The organism is Photobacterium damselae subsp. damselae (assembly GCF_038086725.1).
Classification (GTDB): Bacteria; Pseudomonadota; Gammaproteobacteria; order Enterobacterales; family Vibrionaceae; genus Photobacterium; species Photobacterium damselae.
Window position 1 is genome coordinate 1,679,985 of sequence record NZ_CP146970.1, and the last position, 17,931, is coordinate 1,697,915.

General features: G+C 40.1%; 13 protein-coding genes. 1 reads left to right on the top strand and 12 read right to left on the bottom strand.

Annotation, left to right across the window (positions count from 1 at the left end; genetic code table 11):
- Positions 1-127: 127 nt before the first annotated feature.
- The 8 genes from WAX86_RS07685 to pepN form a co-directional block, all read right to left on the bottom strand.
- Entirely contained in the window at positions 128-2,149 is a 2,022-nt protein-coding gene (locus tag WAX86_RS07685) for a DUF3466 family protein (RefSeq protein WP_341488565.1), read from the bottom strand.
- Positions 2,149-4,077, bottom strand: a complete 1,929-nt coding sequence (locus tag WAX86_RS07690; RefSeq protein ID WP_005299386.1) for an ABC transporter ATP-binding protein — start codon at positions 4,075-4,077, stop codon at positions 2,149-2,151. Before WAX86_RS07690 ends, WAX86_RS07685 begins: the two co-directional genes overlap by 1 nt.
- A complete protein-coding gene (locus tag WAX86_RS07695) occupies positions 4,064-4,327 on the bottom strand; it encodes a glutaredoxin family protein (RefSeq protein ID WP_068945683.1) in 264 nt (87 codons plus the stop codon). The genes WAX86_RS07690 and WAX86_RS07695 overlap by 14 nt, the downstream gene beginning before the upstream one ends.
- Positions 4,327-6,471, bottom strand: a complete 2,145-nt coding sequence (gene rlmKL / locus WAX86_RS07700) for a bifunctional 23S rRNA (guanine(2069)-N(7))-methyltransferase RlmK/23S rRNA (guanine(2445)-N(2))-methyltransferase RlmL (RefSeq protein WP_036763863.1) — start codon at positions 6,469-6,471, stop codon at positions 4,327-4,329. Before rlmKL ends, WAX86_RS07695 begins: the two co-directional genes overlap by 1 nt.
- A gap of 812 nt (positions 6,472-7,283) precedes the next feature.
- Positions 7,284-7,823 carry a cell division protein ZapC gene (locus tag WAX86_RS07705; RefSeq protein WP_086366923.1) on the bottom strand — a complete coding sequence of 180 codons (540 nt, stop codon included), beginning with the start codon at positions 7,821-7,823 and terminating at the stop codon, positions 7,284-7,286.
- A gap of 189 nt (positions 7,824-8,012) precedes the next feature.
- Positions 8,013-9,026, bottom strand: a complete 1,014-nt coding sequence (gene pyrD, locus WAX86_RS07710) for a quinone-dependent dihydroorotate dehydrogenase (RefSeq protein ID WP_341488566.1) — start codon at positions 9,024-9,026, stop codon at positions 8,013-8,015.
- A 213-nt stretch (positions 9,027-9,239) separates the two neighbouring features.
- Positions 9,240-9,464 (bottom strand): DUF2835 family protein, encoded by a 225-nt coding sequence (locus tag WAX86_RS07715; protein WP_068945681.1) that lies wholly within the window; start codon positions 9,462-9,464, stop codon positions 9,240-9,242.
- A gap of 92 nt (positions 9,465-9,556) precedes the next feature.
- Positions 9,557-12,181 (bottom strand): aminopeptidase N, encoded by a 2,625-nt coding sequence (gene pepN, locus WAX86_RS07720; protein ID WP_341488567.1) that lies wholly within the window; start codon positions 12,179-12,181, stop codon positions 9,557-9,559.
- Between the two features lie 300 nt (positions 12,182-12,481).
- Here pepN and pncB point away from each other — a divergent pair, with 300 nt between their 5' ends.
- On the top strand, positions 12,482-13,681 hold the full coding sequence (gene pncB / locus WAX86_RS07725) for a nicotinate phosphoribosyltransferase (RefSeq protein WP_341489374.1): 1,200 nt from the start codon (positions 12,482-12,484) through the stop codon (positions 13,679-13,681).
- 86 nt (positions 13,682-13,767) lie between these two features.
- Here pncB and WAX86_RS07730 read toward each other — a convergent pair whose 3' ends face one another.
- The 4 genes from WAX86_RS07730 to WAX86_RS07745 form a co-directional block, all read right to left on the bottom strand.
- On the bottom strand, positions 13,768-14,430 hold the full coding sequence (locus tag WAX86_RS07730) for a lipocalin family protein (protein WP_005299371.1): 663 nt from the start codon (positions 14,428-14,430) through the stop codon (positions 13,768-13,770).
- A 191-nt stretch (positions 14,431-14,621) separates the two neighbouring features.
- Positions 14,622-16,631, bottom strand: a complete 2,010-nt coding sequence (gene prc, locus WAX86_RS07735; protein WP_106339081.1) for a carboxy terminal-processing peptidase — start codon at positions 16,629-16,631, stop codon at positions 14,622-14,624.
- A gap of 16 nt (positions 16,632-16,647) precedes the next feature.
- Complete coding sequence (proQ, locus tag WAX86_RS07740) at positions 16,648-17,280, bottom strand: RNA chaperone ProQ (protein ID WP_005299366.1); 633 nt, start codon at positions 17,278-17,280, stop codon at positions 16,648-16,650.
- Positions 17,281-17,390: 110 nt separating this feature from the next.
- Positions 17,391-17,849: a GAF domain-containing protein gene (locus tag WAX86_RS07745; protein ID WP_065171734.1), complete on the bottom strand. Its 459-nt coding sequence runs from the start codon at positions 17,847-17,849 to the stop codon at positions 17,391-17,393.
- Positions 17,850-17,931 lie beyond the last annotated feature (82 nt).

The following is a 17,931-nucleotide window of genomic DNA, read 5'->3' on the forward strand; positions in this document are numbered from 1 at the left end:
CAATTGGAGTGGTTTTTAACCAGTCCAGATATAAACATGATCGATTTTGGCCAAATGTTCAACCCCTAAAAACAATTCAGGCCCACAAATGTGAGCCCGAATTCAATTATGATAATTTCGTTAAAAATTATTTACGACGACGGAAACCAATAAAGCCTAGTACTGTCAAAGCAAGCACACCAAGTGAACCGCCAGAGCGTTTTACTGGTTCTTCTACATCTTTACGAGGTTCAATCGTACCACCAGCAACAGGCTCAAGCTTAACTGCAGTCAGTACCTCATAGCCATCACACTGAGCCAATGGTGACGTATCAGAGTATTGTTTTGGTGTCACGCCATCAGAAGTACACTTCAAGGCTGTTGCAGAAATCTCACCCTTATCGTTAATACCCGTTGCTTGAGCAATACGGTATTGGTTGTTATGAGCAGACTCAGCTCCACCATTAGTTAGGTCATCGACTAACCACGCACCGTTTGCGGTTAGTGCACCATCAGCTTGGCCATCATTGTATAGGAATGCACGCTGACGACGCTCACGACCATCAACTTGGTTTACTTTTTCAATATCAACCCAGCCAACAGCTTTATTTGCATCATTGATAGAAGATAAATAGCCGTTACTACCGTTAAAGAACAAACTGTTTACTGATGAAGTTAAGAACTTAGTCTGATTCGATGCATTATCATAAATAAACATACGCTCAGCATAAGAACGATCTTCGGAGTTAAAGTTCTTAGCAACACCTGCTACTTTACCATTATCATTAATCGCTGTAGCCATGGAGTACGATAGTTTACGGTCATCTCCATCAGTGATTTCAGTTCCAGGGATAAACTTAATACTCCAATCATCTGCTTTAGGATTATTAATGTCCATGTCAGATTTAGGAGTGAACACTGCTGCTCGATTTGCGTAATAGTCATTACGTACATAGTCGGTAGAGTAACCAACGGCTACAGGTTTACCATTAACTAGCGCAACAGATTTAGCATTACCTTGGAATGAGCGGTCATTATCATCAGGATCTAAAGAATTTAAGCCTGAGTTTGCCAATTCTTGTCCTTTAACTGAAGTATCACCAGCTTTAACTACCCAAAATGCAGCTTTATTTGCATAACTGGTGAACTGACATACCCAGTTACTATAGATGCTATCAGGTTCTGTTTTACATTTTCTAAATGTATCAACGTTATAGTTAGCTCGGCCTTTGCTTGCGTCTACATTACCGCCATCAATATCATCATAATCAGGCAGCTTATCACCATCATCATAATTAGATGGAGTATAAGATGCACTACCAACAACCAGAAGATCACCGCTTGGTAACTTAACTGCATGGTTAGCAACAGATTGTCCCATTTTAGTTACTAGCGCGTTGTCGCCAATTGGATTCAATTCTGTAGATGAAGAAGCAGACAGATCATTAACGAAACCACGCTTAGCAAAAGTACGAGCAAAACGTGAATTGTTATTGAAATAAGCAGAGCTAGTCACACCATATACAGTATTGCTGTTTAACGCACCAAGAACCATTGCGTTTGCAGTAACATGATCGCCACCGTCAACAATAGAACCAAGTTTATCTTGATCTGCATAACGAGAAGCATCACCAGCAAAGGTTGATAAATAGTTTGTTTGACCGTAAACAAAAGGTAATGCATTGGCAAAATAACCATTCCACCAAGCCGCTTGTTCAGTACGTAAACCACCAAAACCAGTGCCATCATCAGCTTCATTACGGTTATAGTTCTTACCGTAATAACGCATTTCAGCCCATACATCACAAGTATTAAAGCCTAGATTATCACGACAGTAACGATATAACTCATTGTAATCATTAATACGCTGATAATTATCCATATGGAATGCAACCACATCTGAATAATTAATACCATCATTACCAAAACGACTGTTACCAACAACAGTGCCGTCTTGTGCAATGCTTTGAGCGTAAAACTCTACCGCGTTATTCTTAAACTGATCCGTTGAGCCAGAACGATCATGGTTTGGATAATAATCAGTTGCAAGCGCATTTGATTGGTTATCTGGCGTCGCGACTTCCACAACCTTATAAACAGCTGCTTGAGCCTGAGTAACACCAGCAATTAGCACAGCTAGCGTAGAAAGTTTTAACATCTTATGTTGCATTAGGATTCCTTCTGCATTGCTTCTAACTCTTCCCAACGTTCAAATGCTACTTCAAATGCTTGTTCTTTCTCTGCAAGTAGAGTCAGAACTGCCTGAGTATCATTTTTCACATCAGCAAAGAAACCAGGATCGTTAATCTTCTCCTGAAGTTCTGCAATGTCGTTTTCCAATTGTTCGATTTTCGCCGGTAACTCATCAAGTTCTAACTGCAGTTTGTAAGACAGTTTCTTTGAACTACGTTGACGGTTTGCCTGACGCTGTTTCTGTTGTTCTTCTTTTTTCTTCGCCAGTTCACGTTCTTCAGCTTCTTTTTTGGCAATATTAGCTAAAGAATTTTCTCGTTGCGACTGTGCGTCATGGTAACCACCTACATATTCATTCACAACACCGTTGCCTTCAAAAATCCAGCTTGTTGTCACAGTATTATCAACAAATTGACGGTCGTGGCTTACCAATAATAACGTACCCTGATAATTGGCAAGAATTTCTTCTAAAAGTTCCAAAGTTTCGATATCAAGATCGTTGGTTGGTTCATCGAGTACCAATAAATTATTTGGCTTTAAAAACAATTTTGCGAGCAATAGTCGGTTTTTCTCACCACCTGATAGTGCTTTTACTGGTGTACGAGCACGACGAGGATGGAATAAGAAGTCTTGTAGGTAACCAAGCGCATGACGGCTCTTACCGTTCACAACCACTTCTTGTTTACCATCAGCCAAGTTATCCATCACAGTCTTTTCAGGATCCAGTATTTCGCGATACTGGTCAAAATAAGCCACTTCAAGTTTAGTACCACAATGGAACTTGCCACCGCTATTCTCTAGCTGACCAAGTAAAATCTTTAATAGCGTACTCTTACCACAACCATTAGGACCAATTAATGCGATACGATCACCACGCATTACATTAAAGCTGAAATCCTTAATGATGGCTTGATCACCAAACGAATGCGAAATATTTTCTGCTTCAAATACAATTTTACCCGAACGTTTAGCTTCTTGAAGTTGCATGTCGGCTTTACCCTGCACTTCACGGCGTTCACTACGCTCATTACGAAGTTGTTTGAGGGCACGAACACGGCCTTCGTTACGAGTACGACGAGCTTTAATTCCTTGGCGAATCCAGACTTCTTCTTGAGCTAGCTTTTTATCAAACTCAGCATTTTGTTCAGCCTCAACACGCAGTTGCTCTTCTTTCTCATCAAGATACTTTTCATAGTCGCCAGGGAAAGAGCTTAATTGACCACGATCGAGATCGACAATTCTCGTTGCCATCGAACGAATAAACGCACGGTCGTGAGAAATAAAGATAATTGAACCACGGAACTCTTTTAAGAAACCTTCAAGCCACTCAATAGTTGTTACATCCAAGTGGTTAGTCGGTTCATCAAGTAACAGGATATCAGGATCACACACTAGAGCACGAGCAAGCGCAGCTTTACGTTGCCAACCACCAGACAGGTCAGTTAGTAGTGTATTTGCCGTTAGATTCAAACTTTCTAATACTTGGGTGATACGCGTATCGATTTGCCAAGCATTTGCATGATCCAATTTCTCTTGAATGCGAGCAAGCTTATTAATGTTTGATTCACTAGGATCTGCTGTAATCAAATCCAATTGCTGATGGTATTCGCGCAGTAATGTACCTACATCCGCAAGACCTTCAGCAACGTAATCGAAGACTGTGCCTTCTGCATCACGCGGTGGATCTTGTTCCAAACGTGAAACCACCAATTCAGATTGACGCTGAATGCTACCGTCATCAAGTAATATCTCCCCTGCGATAACTTTCATCAGAGTGGATTTACCTGCACCATTACGACCAACCAAACAAACACGTTCATTGGGCTGCAGAACAAACTCTGCTTTATCTAATAGAGGATGATCGCCATAAGCCAGCTGTGCATTGCTGATATTAATTAATGCCATCTTGAGTAACCAGATTATTGTGAGAGAGCCAATCGCGTAATTGAGTGATATCAAAAGGCCAATTGAGCTCTACTGAAGGGATATGAGATAAAGAGAGAACAGGAATCGTGACACCGTAACGAGAAAACAGCGTATCATCTAACGCAATATCTATGGTTTGAACACGATCCTGAACTCCAGCCTGTACGAGCAATTGATAAGCTTGCTCGCACAGATGACATCCTTGTGTACTATATAGTGTGATTACCACTAATCTTCCTTGTGAGTTATGATCCAGCAGTTATGAATTTGTTTATTTTTAGCGAAATCCATAGGTAACGTCTTATCAGAGATATTCTTCGCCTGTAGACCTAATTCTGCTAGTGCCTCTAAATCCATCTTAAATTGGCGTTTATTGTTAGAGAAAACAATTTGGCCTTCAGGACGCAGCATACGCTTTAGATTTTCCATCAACATGATATGGTCACGTTGAACATCAAATGTCTGCTTCATACGCTTAGAGTTAGAGAATGTTGGCGGATCAATAAAGATAAGATCAAAGCTTTCATTCGACTCTTGTAGCCACTGTAAGCAGTCAGCTTGAATATAGTTGTGCTGACGACCTACCTGACCATTTAACTTCATATTGTCTTTTGCCCACTCTAGGTAGGTATTTGACATATCAACAGTCGTTGTAGATTTAGCACCACCACATGCAGCGTGAACAGTTGCAGAACCTGTGTATGAGAATAGGTTTAGGAAATCTTTTCCTTTTGCCATCGAGCCCAGTTTGCGACGAGTAATACGGTGATCAAGGAATACGCCAGTATCTAGGTAATCGTATAGATTCACTTTTAACTTCACGTCGTATTCGCTTACGGTCATAAAGCGCTCAACACTCGATAATTTCTGGTATTGATTTTTGCCTTTCTGACGCTCACGAACTTTTAAGATCACTTTGCTATTATCAACGCCAGTAACCGCAATCGTTGCTCGCATGATATCCATTAAACGGCGACGAGCCACCTCTTCTGGAATCGTCTTAGGTGCTGCATACTCTTGGATCACAATGTAATCTTTGTATTGGTCTATTGCCGCATTGTAGTTTGGCAGATCAGCATCATACAAACGGTAACATTCAATACCTTCGCGTTTAGCCCATTTAGACAGCTTAGTAATGTTTTTCTTCAAGCGGTTCGCAAAATCTGGTGCAATTTCAGTTTCTTCAACCACACCTTCACTTTGGCCTTCTTCTTTCTTAACACTACCACCGGTGATTAGGTACGTTTTTAGTACACAATCTAAAGCACCGTTGCGAAGTTTAAACTGCTTGTCAGCACGCATACGCATACAGCTTAACAATTCGTTTGAAGCAGAATAAATCGCAGCGCGAGAACCTGTAAACGCCAATTTCAGACGTTGACCAAATTCGGTATACAGAGCAATCAACTCTGGTGTAGTACCTAGACGTTCACCGTATGGAGGGTTACACAAAATCACACCATCAGAGAAACCTTCTGGTGCCATTAGGTGCATTGCATCGCCACGTTCAAAGTCAATTAACTCAGAAACACCAGCACGACCGGCGTTATCACGAGCAATGGCTAAAACACGTTGATCAAGCTCACGACCATAAATTTTAACGATCTCTTTTGCTTTGGCAGGACCACGACGTGCTTTTACTTTTGCTTCTGCGTGAATTTCAAGCCAAGCTTCTTTGTCGAAGTCTTTCAGTGCTTCAAAGCCCCAACGCTTACGCTTGATACCTGGTGCAATTTCAGCAGCTATCATTGCCGCTTCAATCACTAACGTACCAGAACCACACATAGGATCTAGTAGAGGTTGCTCAAACGTCCAACCACTCTTCATCACTAATGCAGCAGCATGCGTTTCGCGTAATGGCGCTTTACCCGCTTCACTACGATAACCACGCTGGTGTAAACCACTGCCTGCCATATCTAAACCAAGAATGGCTTTTTCGCCAGATAGACGAACATGGATACGTAAATCAGGGCGTTCACGATCGATAGATGGGCGCATTAGATCCATTTTGGTAAAACGGTCAACAATGGCGTCTTTAACTTTCATTGCACCGTATTGGCTATTACGGATTTCGCGGTTTGTACCGTTAAAATCCACCACAATACGGGTGTTACTACCAAAATAGTTATTCCAGTTAATCGCCGTTGCACCTAAATACAGGTCTAGGTCATTACGAACATTAAATTCACTCAATACGTAAATGATACGCGATGAGATACGAGTCCAAAGACAGCAACGATAAGCCTCAGCTTGAGTTGCTTTAAAACGCACACCGGCATGCACAACTTTAATGTCATGCGCGCCTAATTCTTTCAATTCATCCGCTAGTAGATTTTCTAGTCCACGGGATGTAATAGCTAAATACTGATTCATGGAGTTCTTTTCACGCTGTTGATAGGCGAAAGTATACCTGATTTAACACCAAATACCTCGTATAAAGAATTAGAAAAATTACTAACTTAATAAATTTTCATCAATCACAACGCATTTCCCAGAACTGAATTTGATATTCCATGCACAAGGCTCTTTATCCACCAGCGGAAACAGTCCCACCAAAACTAGCAATAACACCTTTATCAAACTCTTTGCCATCCATTAAAATCTGCCAAAACCTCATTGTTTACACATAAAAACAAACACCATAACACAATGATAAATAACAGTAATATTTAACAAGTCATCAATCATCTCGACAACCTTATCCAGCCAATACCCTATAAGCATTAAGCTAGCAGACGCTCAAACAAGCCACTTTCATCTTTGTTCTTTTATTACACAAGATAATTAATTGAGGAATTTTTGCTCACTATCAGCAGTAAAATCACTGATTATTCCAATAAAGAGGATGACAAAATATTTTTTTAAACATCAATAATTCGACCTAAATCACATACAAAACAGCCGAATTATTTTGACATTAAGAAAATTTGATAACGATTTTTGAGTTGCAGCGCGCGAAAAATAGGATTAGATATTAGATGCTGTAATTAGGAAATGAGATAAGCATTAGCGCCACGTGATATCAATCTGGAGTGATAGCTACGGGATATAAAAGAAGTGCTGTTTTGCAGAGATAAAGGGATTAACAATTACGGGGAACTACTCAAAATAGGCGTATTTGGGAAAGATAAGCAGACAATAAAATGCCCTATTTACAGCAGATGATGAAAGGATAATAAAAACACCTAACCCACTAACGCTAAGTAGTCTTCTTGTTCAGCAGAAAATGGAATTATGCGATCGTTCATGACTTTAATCACTTCGCAGAAAGTCATCTCTTTGCTTGAATTCAGTGTAAGTGGTTCTATAGTCGCTTGCATACACAACGATGCGCAATCCCCTGTTTCGATAACAAGAAATTGAGCTTCACCAAACTCAGTTTGTAGCGTAATCAGTTCTCCAAGCTCTGGTTGATAATCAACGCCAGATGAAGCAAAAAACCAACTCTTTGGCATAATCGGTTTATGGAAACGGGCAACCGCAACGGCATTAAGTCCAAGTTCAGCCTTGCGAGGAAGAGAGATATCTAGGTGTGTAATGGATTCTTTGAAGCATTGATACACGTCCGCATCATCAACTGTGAAAGTTTGCGTATTATAAGCTTCAGGAGTAAAGAACTTCTTTGGAGTTGCTACGCGAAAGACCATCTCATCACCGAGATCAAGCATTAATGCATCTTCTTGTTGGTCAAAATACCACATCCATGAGTCATTTGGTTTTAACACGGTTACGCTCCAACTTTGGTCTTATGCAACATCACTGATCACATAAATAAACACTGCTAGTTATTTTAATAAGGTTCAGGCGAAAAAAAAGGGGAAACAATATCCCCTTCTTACTCTTTATGCGCCGTAATTTTGACAAATTTCGCAGAAAATTACACTAATTTTTTAGCTTCATCACACAAATTTGTATTACTTCAAGCCCATAACGATATCTTTAACCAATTTAGGACCGTGATAGATAAAGCCGGTGTAAATCTGAACCAAACTTGCACCTGCTTGCATCTTTTCACGAGCAGAAATTGCAGAATCAATACCACCAACGCCAATAATTGGAATCTCACCTTTTAAGCATTCCGCCATTTTAGCAATAACAGCGGTACTTTTGTTCTGAAGAGGACGACCACTTAAGCCACCCATCTCATCACAGTGCTTCATGCCTTCAACTAAGGTACGGTCTAATGTGGTATTAGTACCAATCACACCATCAATTTTATTACGAAGTAATGAGTCACAAATTTGTTCAATCTCATGATCGTCAAGATCTGGTGCGATCTTAAGTGCTAGTGGGATATATTTCCCATGTAGCTCTGCCAGTTCAGCTTGTTTCGCTTTTAGCTGAGATAACAGATCATCTAACATCTCACCATACTGTAATGTTCTAAGTCCTGGTGTGTTTGGTGAAGAAATATTGATAGCAATATATCCTGCATATGGGTAAACCTTATCCATACAGATGAGGTAATCCTCTGCCCCATTCTCTACAGGAGTATCTTTGTTCTTACCAATGTTAATGCCGATGATACCGTCGTAGTTCGCTTTTTTAACATTCTCAACTAAATTATCTACCCCTAGGTTATTAAAACCAAAGCGGTTGATAATGCCTTCAGCAGGAATTAAACGAAATAGACGAGGCTTATCATTACCTGGTTGAGGTCGTGGTGTTACCGTACCAACTTCAACAAAGCCAAAACCCATAGCACCAAATGCATCAATACATTCGCCATTTTTATCAAGGCCAGCCGCAAGGCCAACAGGATTTTTGAACGTTAATCCCATTACTTCAACAGGATGATCTGGAATAGATTGACGATAGAATAAATCTAGAGGAGTGCCGGTAAAGCGAGAGAAGTTTTGCATTGCGAGATCATGCGCTTTTTCTGGATCAAGTTGAAAAATTGCAGATCGTGCGAGGCGGTAAAACATGATACCTCCTTTTATAAAAGCCCCGTATAAACGGGATGGCATTATTGCCTGAAAACCTCCATACGGCAATCATTTATTTTGATACAAATTACGTTAAAACAGACAGTTATGACAAACAGCCAATAAAAACAATCAATTACAGTAGAGTAAAAAATCAATAAAATGCAAACGATTACGTAAACAGGGTTTGTTTTGTGGGAAAATTAACCATATTTAGTTTGTTAGCCGTTCAATTCGATCAAAGCGATTGTCTGCCGTTACAAAAACCTTAAATCGCCCTACTAAACCAGCCTGTGTAACGAAGCTTCGAAATCGAACAGCAGGAAACTGAACCTTAAGTCCACAATCGGTATAAACCATTAGTTGACTTGCACTCCCCGAATAATGCTGCAAAAAAACTTGATACGGAATGTTAAGAGAAAACGTAAAAAATCGCATACTTGTTCTATTTGTAAATGGTTAAAGTCCAATCGAAAAAAGCCTAAGAAGTCCAACTCCTTAGGCTTTGTGCTCACTAGTGATATATCGGCTTATAGCTCAAGAGCTTTATGAATTTTCTCGAAAAGATCTTTCGCTAAATTATCAAGGTTAGCTAGCTTCTCCAGTTCGTCACGCATCAATTGCTGACGTTCTGCATCGTACTGACGATATTTTAAGAACGGTTCAATTAAACGAGCAGCAACTTGAGGATTACTGGTGTTCAAATGCGTTAGAATTTCAGTCAAGAATAGATAACCGGAGCCATCTTTTGCATGGAAATGAACTGGATTGTTTGCAGTAAAGCTCACCACTAAGCTACGGGTACGGTTAGGGTTTTTCAGTGAAAATGCAGGATGATTCATGGTTTCACGAACAACTTGCAAGGCATTATCTGCTGGATTTTTACCTTGTAGCATGAACCACTTGTCCATCACTAAGCCATCGTGAGTCCATTTATCACTAAAATCTGTCATTTGTGCTTCACGACACGCTAACTGAGCATTATTCGCCGCATTCATTGCAGCCATAGTGTCAGTCATATTAGCCGCAGCTTGATATTGAGCATCAACTAATGCGTTACCCTGCTCAGTTAATGCAAGATAAGAGAGGCATTGGTTACGGAGTGCGCGTTGAGCCATTGCTTGATGATCTAGGCTATATTGCTTTTGTGTTAATGAATGATAAATAGCACTAAATTCATCGCTCATTGCATTTGCCAGTATCTTCGTCAGTTCGCCAACAACATGATGAATCGAATCCACATCTACACATTGGTACCAACCTGCTATTTCATTTTCACTTGGCAGTGTTAGCATCTCAGCAATAAAAGCGGGATCTAATTCAGTTGACAATAAAACGCCACGGAATGCATCAACCACAGCTTCAGAAAGCTCTACATTATTGCCTTGCTGAACACGAGTTACGTTGTGACGAATGTATTTAGCCAATAGCATTTGACCTGCATCCCAACGAGCGAACTCATTACGAGCATGGGTCATTAAGAAGATCAGCTCATCATCGCTATAATCATATTGTAGTACGACAGGAGCAGAGAACTCTCTTAGCATAGAGATAACGGGTTGTGTCGTGATCCATTCAAAAACAAACGTTTGTTCTGCTTCTGTCACGTCCAATACATGATGAATCGACTCACCGTTACAGCGTAACTCATAAGGTTCACCATCCTGGTTATACAACTCGATATCAAACGGAATATGAAGTGGTAGTTTCTCTTCTTGATTTGGTGTCGCTGCAGTTTCTTGCTTAATCGTGACCGCGTAACGCGCCTTATCCTGCTCATATTCAGTTGTAACAGTTACAACAGGAGTTCCTGATTGGCTATACCAACGACGGAAGCGAGATAAATCAATCTTTGAAGCATCTTCCATTGCTTGAACGAAATCATCACAGGTAGCAGCCGTGCCATCATGACGCTCAAAGTACAATTTCATACCCGCTTGGAACTTCTCTTCTCCCAGTAACGTGTGCATCATTCGGATCACTTCGCTGCCCTTCTCATACACAGTTAAAGTATAGAAGTTATTCATCTCAATCACTTTTTCCGGACGAATTGGATGAGACATAGGGCCGCGATCTTCTGCAAACTGAGGACCACGAATAATACGGACATTTGCAATACGGTTAACAGGACGAGAGCCAAGATCTGAAGAGAATTCTTGATCTCGGAATACAGTTAATCCTTCTTTTAAGCTTAGTTGGAACCAATCGCGACAAGTCACGCGGTTACCAGTCCAGTTATGGAAGTATTCATGACCAATAACGGATTCAATGCCTTGGTAGTCAGTATCTGTGGCGGTTTTTGGATTCGCTAATACAAACTTGGAGTTGAAAACATTAAGACCTTTGTTTTCCATTGCTCCCATGTTGAAGAAATCAACGGCAACAACCATATAGATATCAAGATCGTACTCTAAACCAAAACGCTCTTCATCCCACTTCATGGCATTTTGCAGTGACGTCATCGCATAAGTAGCGCGATCTAAGTTACCTTTATCAACAAAGATCTCAAGCTCAACCTTACGACCGCTCATAGTGATAAAGTGATCTTTCAATACATCAAAATCACCAGCAACTAAAGCAAATAAGTATGATGGTTTAGGGAATGGATCTTGCCATTGTACCCAGTGGCGACCGTTATCTAGTTGCCCTTCAGCAATACGGTTACCATTACTTAATAAAAATGGGTATTCGTTATCGGCGATTACTTTTGTGGTAAAGCGAGCCAGTACATCGGGGCGATCTAAATAAAAAGTAATGCGACGGAATCCTTCAGCCTCGCACTGGGTACAATACGCACCACCCGATTTGTACAAACCTTCAAGTAATGTGTTCGCTTCTGGGTTAATTTCAGTTTCAATAGTAAGCTCGAAACTCTCAGGAAGATTAGAAAGAATGAGTTGACTCTCGGTTTCCTGATAAGCAGTCCATGGCTGGCCATCAACGCTCACACGGATAAGTTTAAGCCCATCACCATCTAGAGCTAAAACAGCGGAGCTATCATCGGTTAAACGCTTAACCTGACTAACAGCCAGTACTTTTGTTTGAGTATCGTATAAATCAAACGTCAGATCGATATCACTGATGGTATAATCAGGAGCAGTATAGTCGGCGCGGTATTTGGCAGTCGGCTGGTTAGTGTTTGTTATATCAGACATGCGTATTTTTCCTTTTTTGCCTAAACATCGAGCAGTAATGATTTCTTAATCAAGGTATACGTTTTAGATATTTTACTGTATAACCATTGATGAATAAGAATTAATATCAACTAAACTGAGAATTGCAACAATTATTTTTTACTGTACGGTAAAAATAAACTCCCTTTACTGGCTTGTTGTTTTCTCCGTTTAAGCGTATCGTTACTGCCCTAAAATTTAATGAAAGTTTGCTGGTTTTTAGCCAAAACAAACTCAAAGTAATGTAGAATTACCGGATTGCGACAAACTACAACATTAGATATGAATCATACAGGTCACAATGGGGTCATCGAATCCCTGCTTGATACAGATGCGTATAAACTGCATATGCAACAAGCAATTTTTCATCAATACCCGAACGTCGAAGCGGTTGCGGAGTTCCATTGCCGCAGCAAGGAAGACTTACGTCCGTATTGTCAACAAATCAAAGCTGAGATTGAGAAGATCTCAGAGCTTTCATTTACTGACGATGAACTGGCCTATTTATCAACATTATCATTTTTCCAAGCAGACTACCTTGCTTACTTGAAAGATTTCAAGCTTAACGCGGCAAATGTTTTCGTTGACGATTCAGGCGATCAATTATCCATCAAAATCACGGGTAAATGGCTCGACGTAATTCTTTGGGAAGTCCCACTTCTAGCAATCATTTGCGAAGTTCGTTGCTCTCACCGTTATCCTAATGCATCGGCTGCTGATGCAATCGCTCAACTAGAAACTAAAATTGAGCGCTTTTACCAAAATGCGCAGCAAAATAATATCGATTTAAGCCAGTTTGCGCTGGTGGATTTTGGTTCTCGACGCCGTTTCTCTAAAGCTGTTCACCATCAGGTTGTCGATTACTTAGCGAAAAATATGCCTGAGTTTAAGGGTACGTCCAACTACTACTTAGCTTTCACTCGCGGGTTAACTCCTGTTGGTACTCAGGCTCATGAGTGGTTCCAAGGACATCAGCAACTGTCTGGTGAACTTGCAGACTCACAACAACTTGCATTAAATCGCTGGTTACAAGAATACCCGGATTCATTAGGTATTGCCTTAACTGACTGCATCAATATGGACGCTTTTTTACGAGATTTTGATCTTCGTCTTTCAGAGCGTTTTGATGGTTTACGTCATGATAGTGGCGACCCTATCTCCTGGGGCGAAAAAGCGATCGCTCATTATCAAGACTTAGGCATTGATCCAAAGACAAAATCACTTGTTTTCTCAGATAGCCTAACTCTGGATAAAGCACTCAATATCTATAAGCATTTTGCAGATCGTATTAATGTTAGCTTTGGTATTGGTACTCAATTAACCTGTGATCTACCAGACGTAGAAACCTTGAATGTAGTGCTTAAACTTACAGAATGCCAAGGTCGACCTGTTGCAAAAATCTCTGATGAGCCAGGTAAAATTATGTGCCGAGATGAAGATTATCTCGACCAATTACGTACTGCATTTAAGATTGCAAACTAATATACAAAAGGCTAGAGCGTTATTTTTCGCATCTAGCCTTTTTCTTATCGCTACATTCATTGCTATTTCTTTGTTCTTTTATCTATCTACTCTCTAAGCATAACCGCTTCCATACCAAAATCAGTATTTGTGAGTGTCAATGTATCTGAAGCCAGTTGAAACTCACTACTATGCTGACCTGTCTCATACATAAGTACAATATTGTTATCTTCTAAATAGTACACACCTTGGTGCTGTTTCGTTTTACCTTCTTTATCTGAGACTTCAGCAGAAAAGAGAAAATCAGGACGTAAAGACAAACTTAATTCTTCAATTTCTTGATGGATATCTTTACCAGAGAGCTGAGAAGATCGCCAATTACCAGGAAGATTCTCCGGTGCAAGTTTAGTAAACCGAGCACCATCTAATATGAACTGATTGTAACTGAGCATATAACTGTGTGATTGTTCTGGATGGCCATTCGCAAATAAGGTTACTGACGACTCATCAATATCATAAGTTCCAACCCATTCATCAACAGAACCATCAGCTTTTAACATTCTAAGCATAAATTGATAAGTAGATTTAAATTTAATGTTCATTGCACGATAGTGAACACCATCACTTTCAACCCCATCATCAGAAGGACTGAACCAATACCAATCCCCCAAAAGAAACGGATAATCAAATTCAGTAATATCATGTTTATTATTAGCCAACGACAAAGACGAAGTTATCATCATAACAATGATAATGAGTATTTTCTTCATATTATGCACCTTGTTGATATAGGTCTTATATCTCCTTGCATAAATTAGACCATGACAATTTATTACTTGTTATGTTTATAAGCCTAGCTAAGATTTCAATGAACCATCCGTTTTTTCAATATCTATAAACAAAAAAAAGCCCCAACCTATCTCTAAGCTGGGGCGATAATTGTATTAATGCGTAACCTGAATTAGCTGCGTTTCACTTTTTCTTTTACAAGATCGGAAGTAATCGCAACTGCTTCATCAAGATAGACATCTGGTGCTTCATAATCTTTAGGCACATCGTCCAAAGATTTAAATGCAGGCTTACCCAATACTTTTTGTCGTTTATTCAAACGAGCTAAGCGGTCTGCATCGTCTTTATCTTGCTCTTTAATACGAGTCTTTTCGTTTAGCGAGATTGTATTAATGTCTTTCTCTGCTTTATATTGCTTAATATCTTCAGCAATAAAGCCAAATTCCATATCATTCTTGATACGAGCTTTATGCTCTGCTTCAAGTTTTGGAATTACTGGTGAGAAATTATAGATCTTCTTATAATCAGCCGGCTTGATACTATCCCAAGGTAGAGCATTATCTTCAACACTCTCACCGGTTTCAGCAGGATCAATTGCTGTTGGGAACGCAATATCAGGAACAACACCTAAGTTCTGAGTGCTGCCGCCATTAATTCGATAAAACTTCTGGATCGTGTATTGAACATGACCGAGTGGTTTATCAAACAGATCATAAATATGATTCAAAGAACGATGCTGCTGAACCGTACCTTTACCGAAGGACTGTTCACCTAACACAACGGCACGACCATAATCTTGCATCGCTGCTGCAAAAATTTCTGATGCTGATGCGCTATAACGGTTAATAAGTACAGTAAGTGGGCCATTAAAATAAACCACATTATCTGAATCGCCGTTTACTTTAACTCGACCATAACTGTCACGAACTTGTACAACAGGCCCTTCTGATATGAATAGTCCTGTTAGTGCCGTCGCTTCAGTTAGTGCTCCACCGCCATTATTGCGTAAATCGATAACGATACCGTCAACTTTATCAGCATTCAGTTTTGCAATCTCTTTTTTGGTATCTTCTGTTAAGCCAACGTAGAAACCTGGAATTTCAATAACACCAATTTTCTTACCGTTAACGGTTTTAACTTCTGACTTAGCGGCGCGATCTTCAAGACGAATCTTATCTCGAGTTATCGTGACAGTGTAACTCTTCGAATTCTTACCTTCTGGCAAGACTTCCAATATCACATCACTGCCCTTTGGACCTTTAATCAACTGGACGACGTCATCTAAACGCCAACCAATCACATCAACGATTTTCTTCCCTTTTTGGCCAACACCAATAATGCGATCGCCTTCGGACAGTTTTTTCGATAATGCAGCAGGACCACCAGCAACTAAAGAACGAATAACCGTGTAATCATCCGTCATTTGTAATACAGCACCAATTCCTTCTAATGATAGATTCATTTCTGACTGGAACTGTTCTGCATTACGAGGAGATAAGTAACTTGTATGAGGATCGACTTCACGCGCAAACGCATTCATGTAAAGTTGGAATACGTCTTCATTGTGAGTTTGAGTTAAACGCTTAAGTGCATTGTTGTAACGTTTAGTCAGAGTTTTTTTAATCTCTGCCTCGTCTTTACCTGCAAGCTTAAGATTTAGAGCATCGTATTTAACACGTTGACGCCAAATTTCATTAAGCTCATTACTGTCTTTTGCCCACGGTAATTCGGAGCGATCAATAACGAACTCTTCATTGGTGGTAAACGTAATCGGCTTATCAAGTAACGTTAACGCATATTGATAACGTTCGAGGCGGCGCTCAAGCGTTTTGTTAAAGATATCATAAGCGGCTGCACTATCACCCGCTTTGAGTTGATCATCAAACTGATCTTGCCATTTATCAAACTGTTTAATATCGCTAGCGGTAAGAAAACTGCGATTGTAATCCAGCATCTCTATGTATCGATCGTAAATCTTTTCAGAAAACTGATCGTCAAGATTAAAATGCTTATAGTGAGAACGAGTAAGGCGAGATGCAACCCTTTTAGCGGCAGTAGCATGCTGCTCTTCAGGGGCAAGCGTCGGTAAGTCACTTGATGAGTATTTGGCCTCCACGGCCTGAGCTGATGCTGCCAACATCATGCCGGCAGCGATCAGGGAAAAACGGAATCGACATTTCATACGTCGAGCATTCTCCTTACGAATGCAGGTGCTCCGCTTTAACAGCCATTACTAGACCGTTATTGAAACGTACACGTACATCGTCCTTGTTAATTTCTACAATCGTCGCTGGCATATTACCAGAACCCATGTTCACTTGAACTTGTTTGCCTTCGATGATCTCTTCAGCAGTTAGCTTACGAGTTTCAACTACAGGCTTTTTGTTAAGCTTAGCTGATTTTGGCTTAACATTCTTAGCTTTAGGTGAATTTTTCGCTTTAGGGTCACGATCTTTTTTCGCAGCAGCTTTATGAGCAGCTTGCTCTTTACGACGAGCACGTACTTTTGCCTTGCTTTCTTCTAAAGCTTTTTGCGCGTGTTCAACGTGTTCTTGCTCTAGAGCTTCACACTCGTTACCGTCTAGATCTACACGATGTGCGCCAGCTTTTACGCCATGAAGGTAACGCCATGAAGAAGTGTATTGACGTAATGCAGTACGCAGTTGCGTTTTACTTACTTTATCATCGCCTTCTAGACGCTCTGCAAGATCTTGGAAAATACCAATCTTAAGAGGCTTCGCTTCACCTTCTACAGTGAAACATTTAGGGAAACGCTCAGCAATATATGCAATCACTTCTTTACTGTTCGTTAACTTTTCAGAGTTTTCCATGAATTTACCTGACATAGAGCGAGAACATCTCGCTGTAGTACTTTGATCAAAAAGAAATAGTGGTGACTATTATAATTACCTACAGACGAAAAACCACATAAAGCATGAAATTAAAGATATTTTTGTAGCTCTTCTATGAAATAAATTAGTCCTAGCTCATCATTTTGGTCAAATCTTGACAAACTTGGGCTATCGATGTCTAAAACTCCGATCACTTCCCCGCTTACAATAAGAGGAAGAACTATCTCCGAATTGCTCACTGCATCACAAGCAATATGTCCAGGGAAGGCATGAACATCTGCAACTCGTTGTACTTTTTTCTCTGAAACAGCAGTACCACATACACCTCGTCCAACCGGAATTCGAACACAAGCGGGTTTGCCTTGAAATGGCCCTAATACTAATTGATCATCTTTTAGTAGATAAAACCCTACCCAGTTAATATCCTCTAACTCCATATTCAATAAGGCACTAATATTAGAGATATTAGCAATCAAATCGTTTTCCCCTTCAATAAGCGCAAGAGCTTGTTGAGTCAATCTTTTGTAAAAGGCTGCTTTATTTTCCATAGCTTACTCCATATATAGCCGTTAGAATGGATAACTTAATTTAAAATAGGAATCATTATCATTGTGTCACACAGAACAACAA

Bases quoted from the DNA above. Each gene is read 5' to 3' on its own strand.
- WAX86_RS07685 (WP_341488565.1), bottom strand. From the start codon at position 2,149: ATGCAACATAAGATGTTAAAACTTTCTACGCTAGCTGTGCTAATTGCT.
- proQ (WP_005299366.1), bottom strand. From the start codon at position 17,280: ATGGAAAACTCTGAAAAGTTAACGAACAGTAAAGAAGTGATTGCATAT.
- WAX86_RS07730 (WP_005299371.1), bottom strand. From the start codon at position 14,430: ATGAAGAAAATACTCATTATCATTGTTATGATGATAACTTCGTCTTTG.
- rlmKL (WP_036763863.1), bottom strand. From the start codon at position 6,471: ATGAATCAGTATTTAGCTATTACATCCCGTGGACTAGAAAATCTACTA.
- WAX86_RS07715 (WP_068945681.1), bottom strand. From the start codon at position 9,464: ATGCGATTTTTTACGTTTTCTCTTAACATTCCGTATCAAGTTTTTTTG.
- pncB (WP_341489374.1), top strand. From the start codon at position 12,482: ATGAATCATACAGGTCACAATGGGGTCATCGAATCCCTGCTTGATACA.
- prc (WP_106339081.1), bottom strand. From the start codon at position 16,631: ATGAAATGTCGATTCCGTTTTTCCCTGATCGCTGCCGGCATGATGTTG.
- pepN (WP_341488567.1), bottom strand. From the start codon at position 12,181: ATGTCTGATATAACAAACACTAACCAGCCGACTGCCAAATACCGCGCC.
- WAX86_RS07690 (WP_005299386.1), bottom strand. From the start codon at position 4,077: ATGGCATTAATTAATATCAGCAATGCACAGCTGGCTTATGGCGATCAT.
- WAX86_RS07745 (WP_065171734.1), bottom strand. From the start codon at position 17,849: ATGGAAAATAAAGCAGCCTTTTACAAAAGATTGACTCAACAAGCTCTT.
- pyrD (WP_341488566.1), bottom strand. From the start codon at position 9,026: ATGTTTTACCGCCTCGCACGATCTGCAATTTTTCAACTTGATCCAGAA.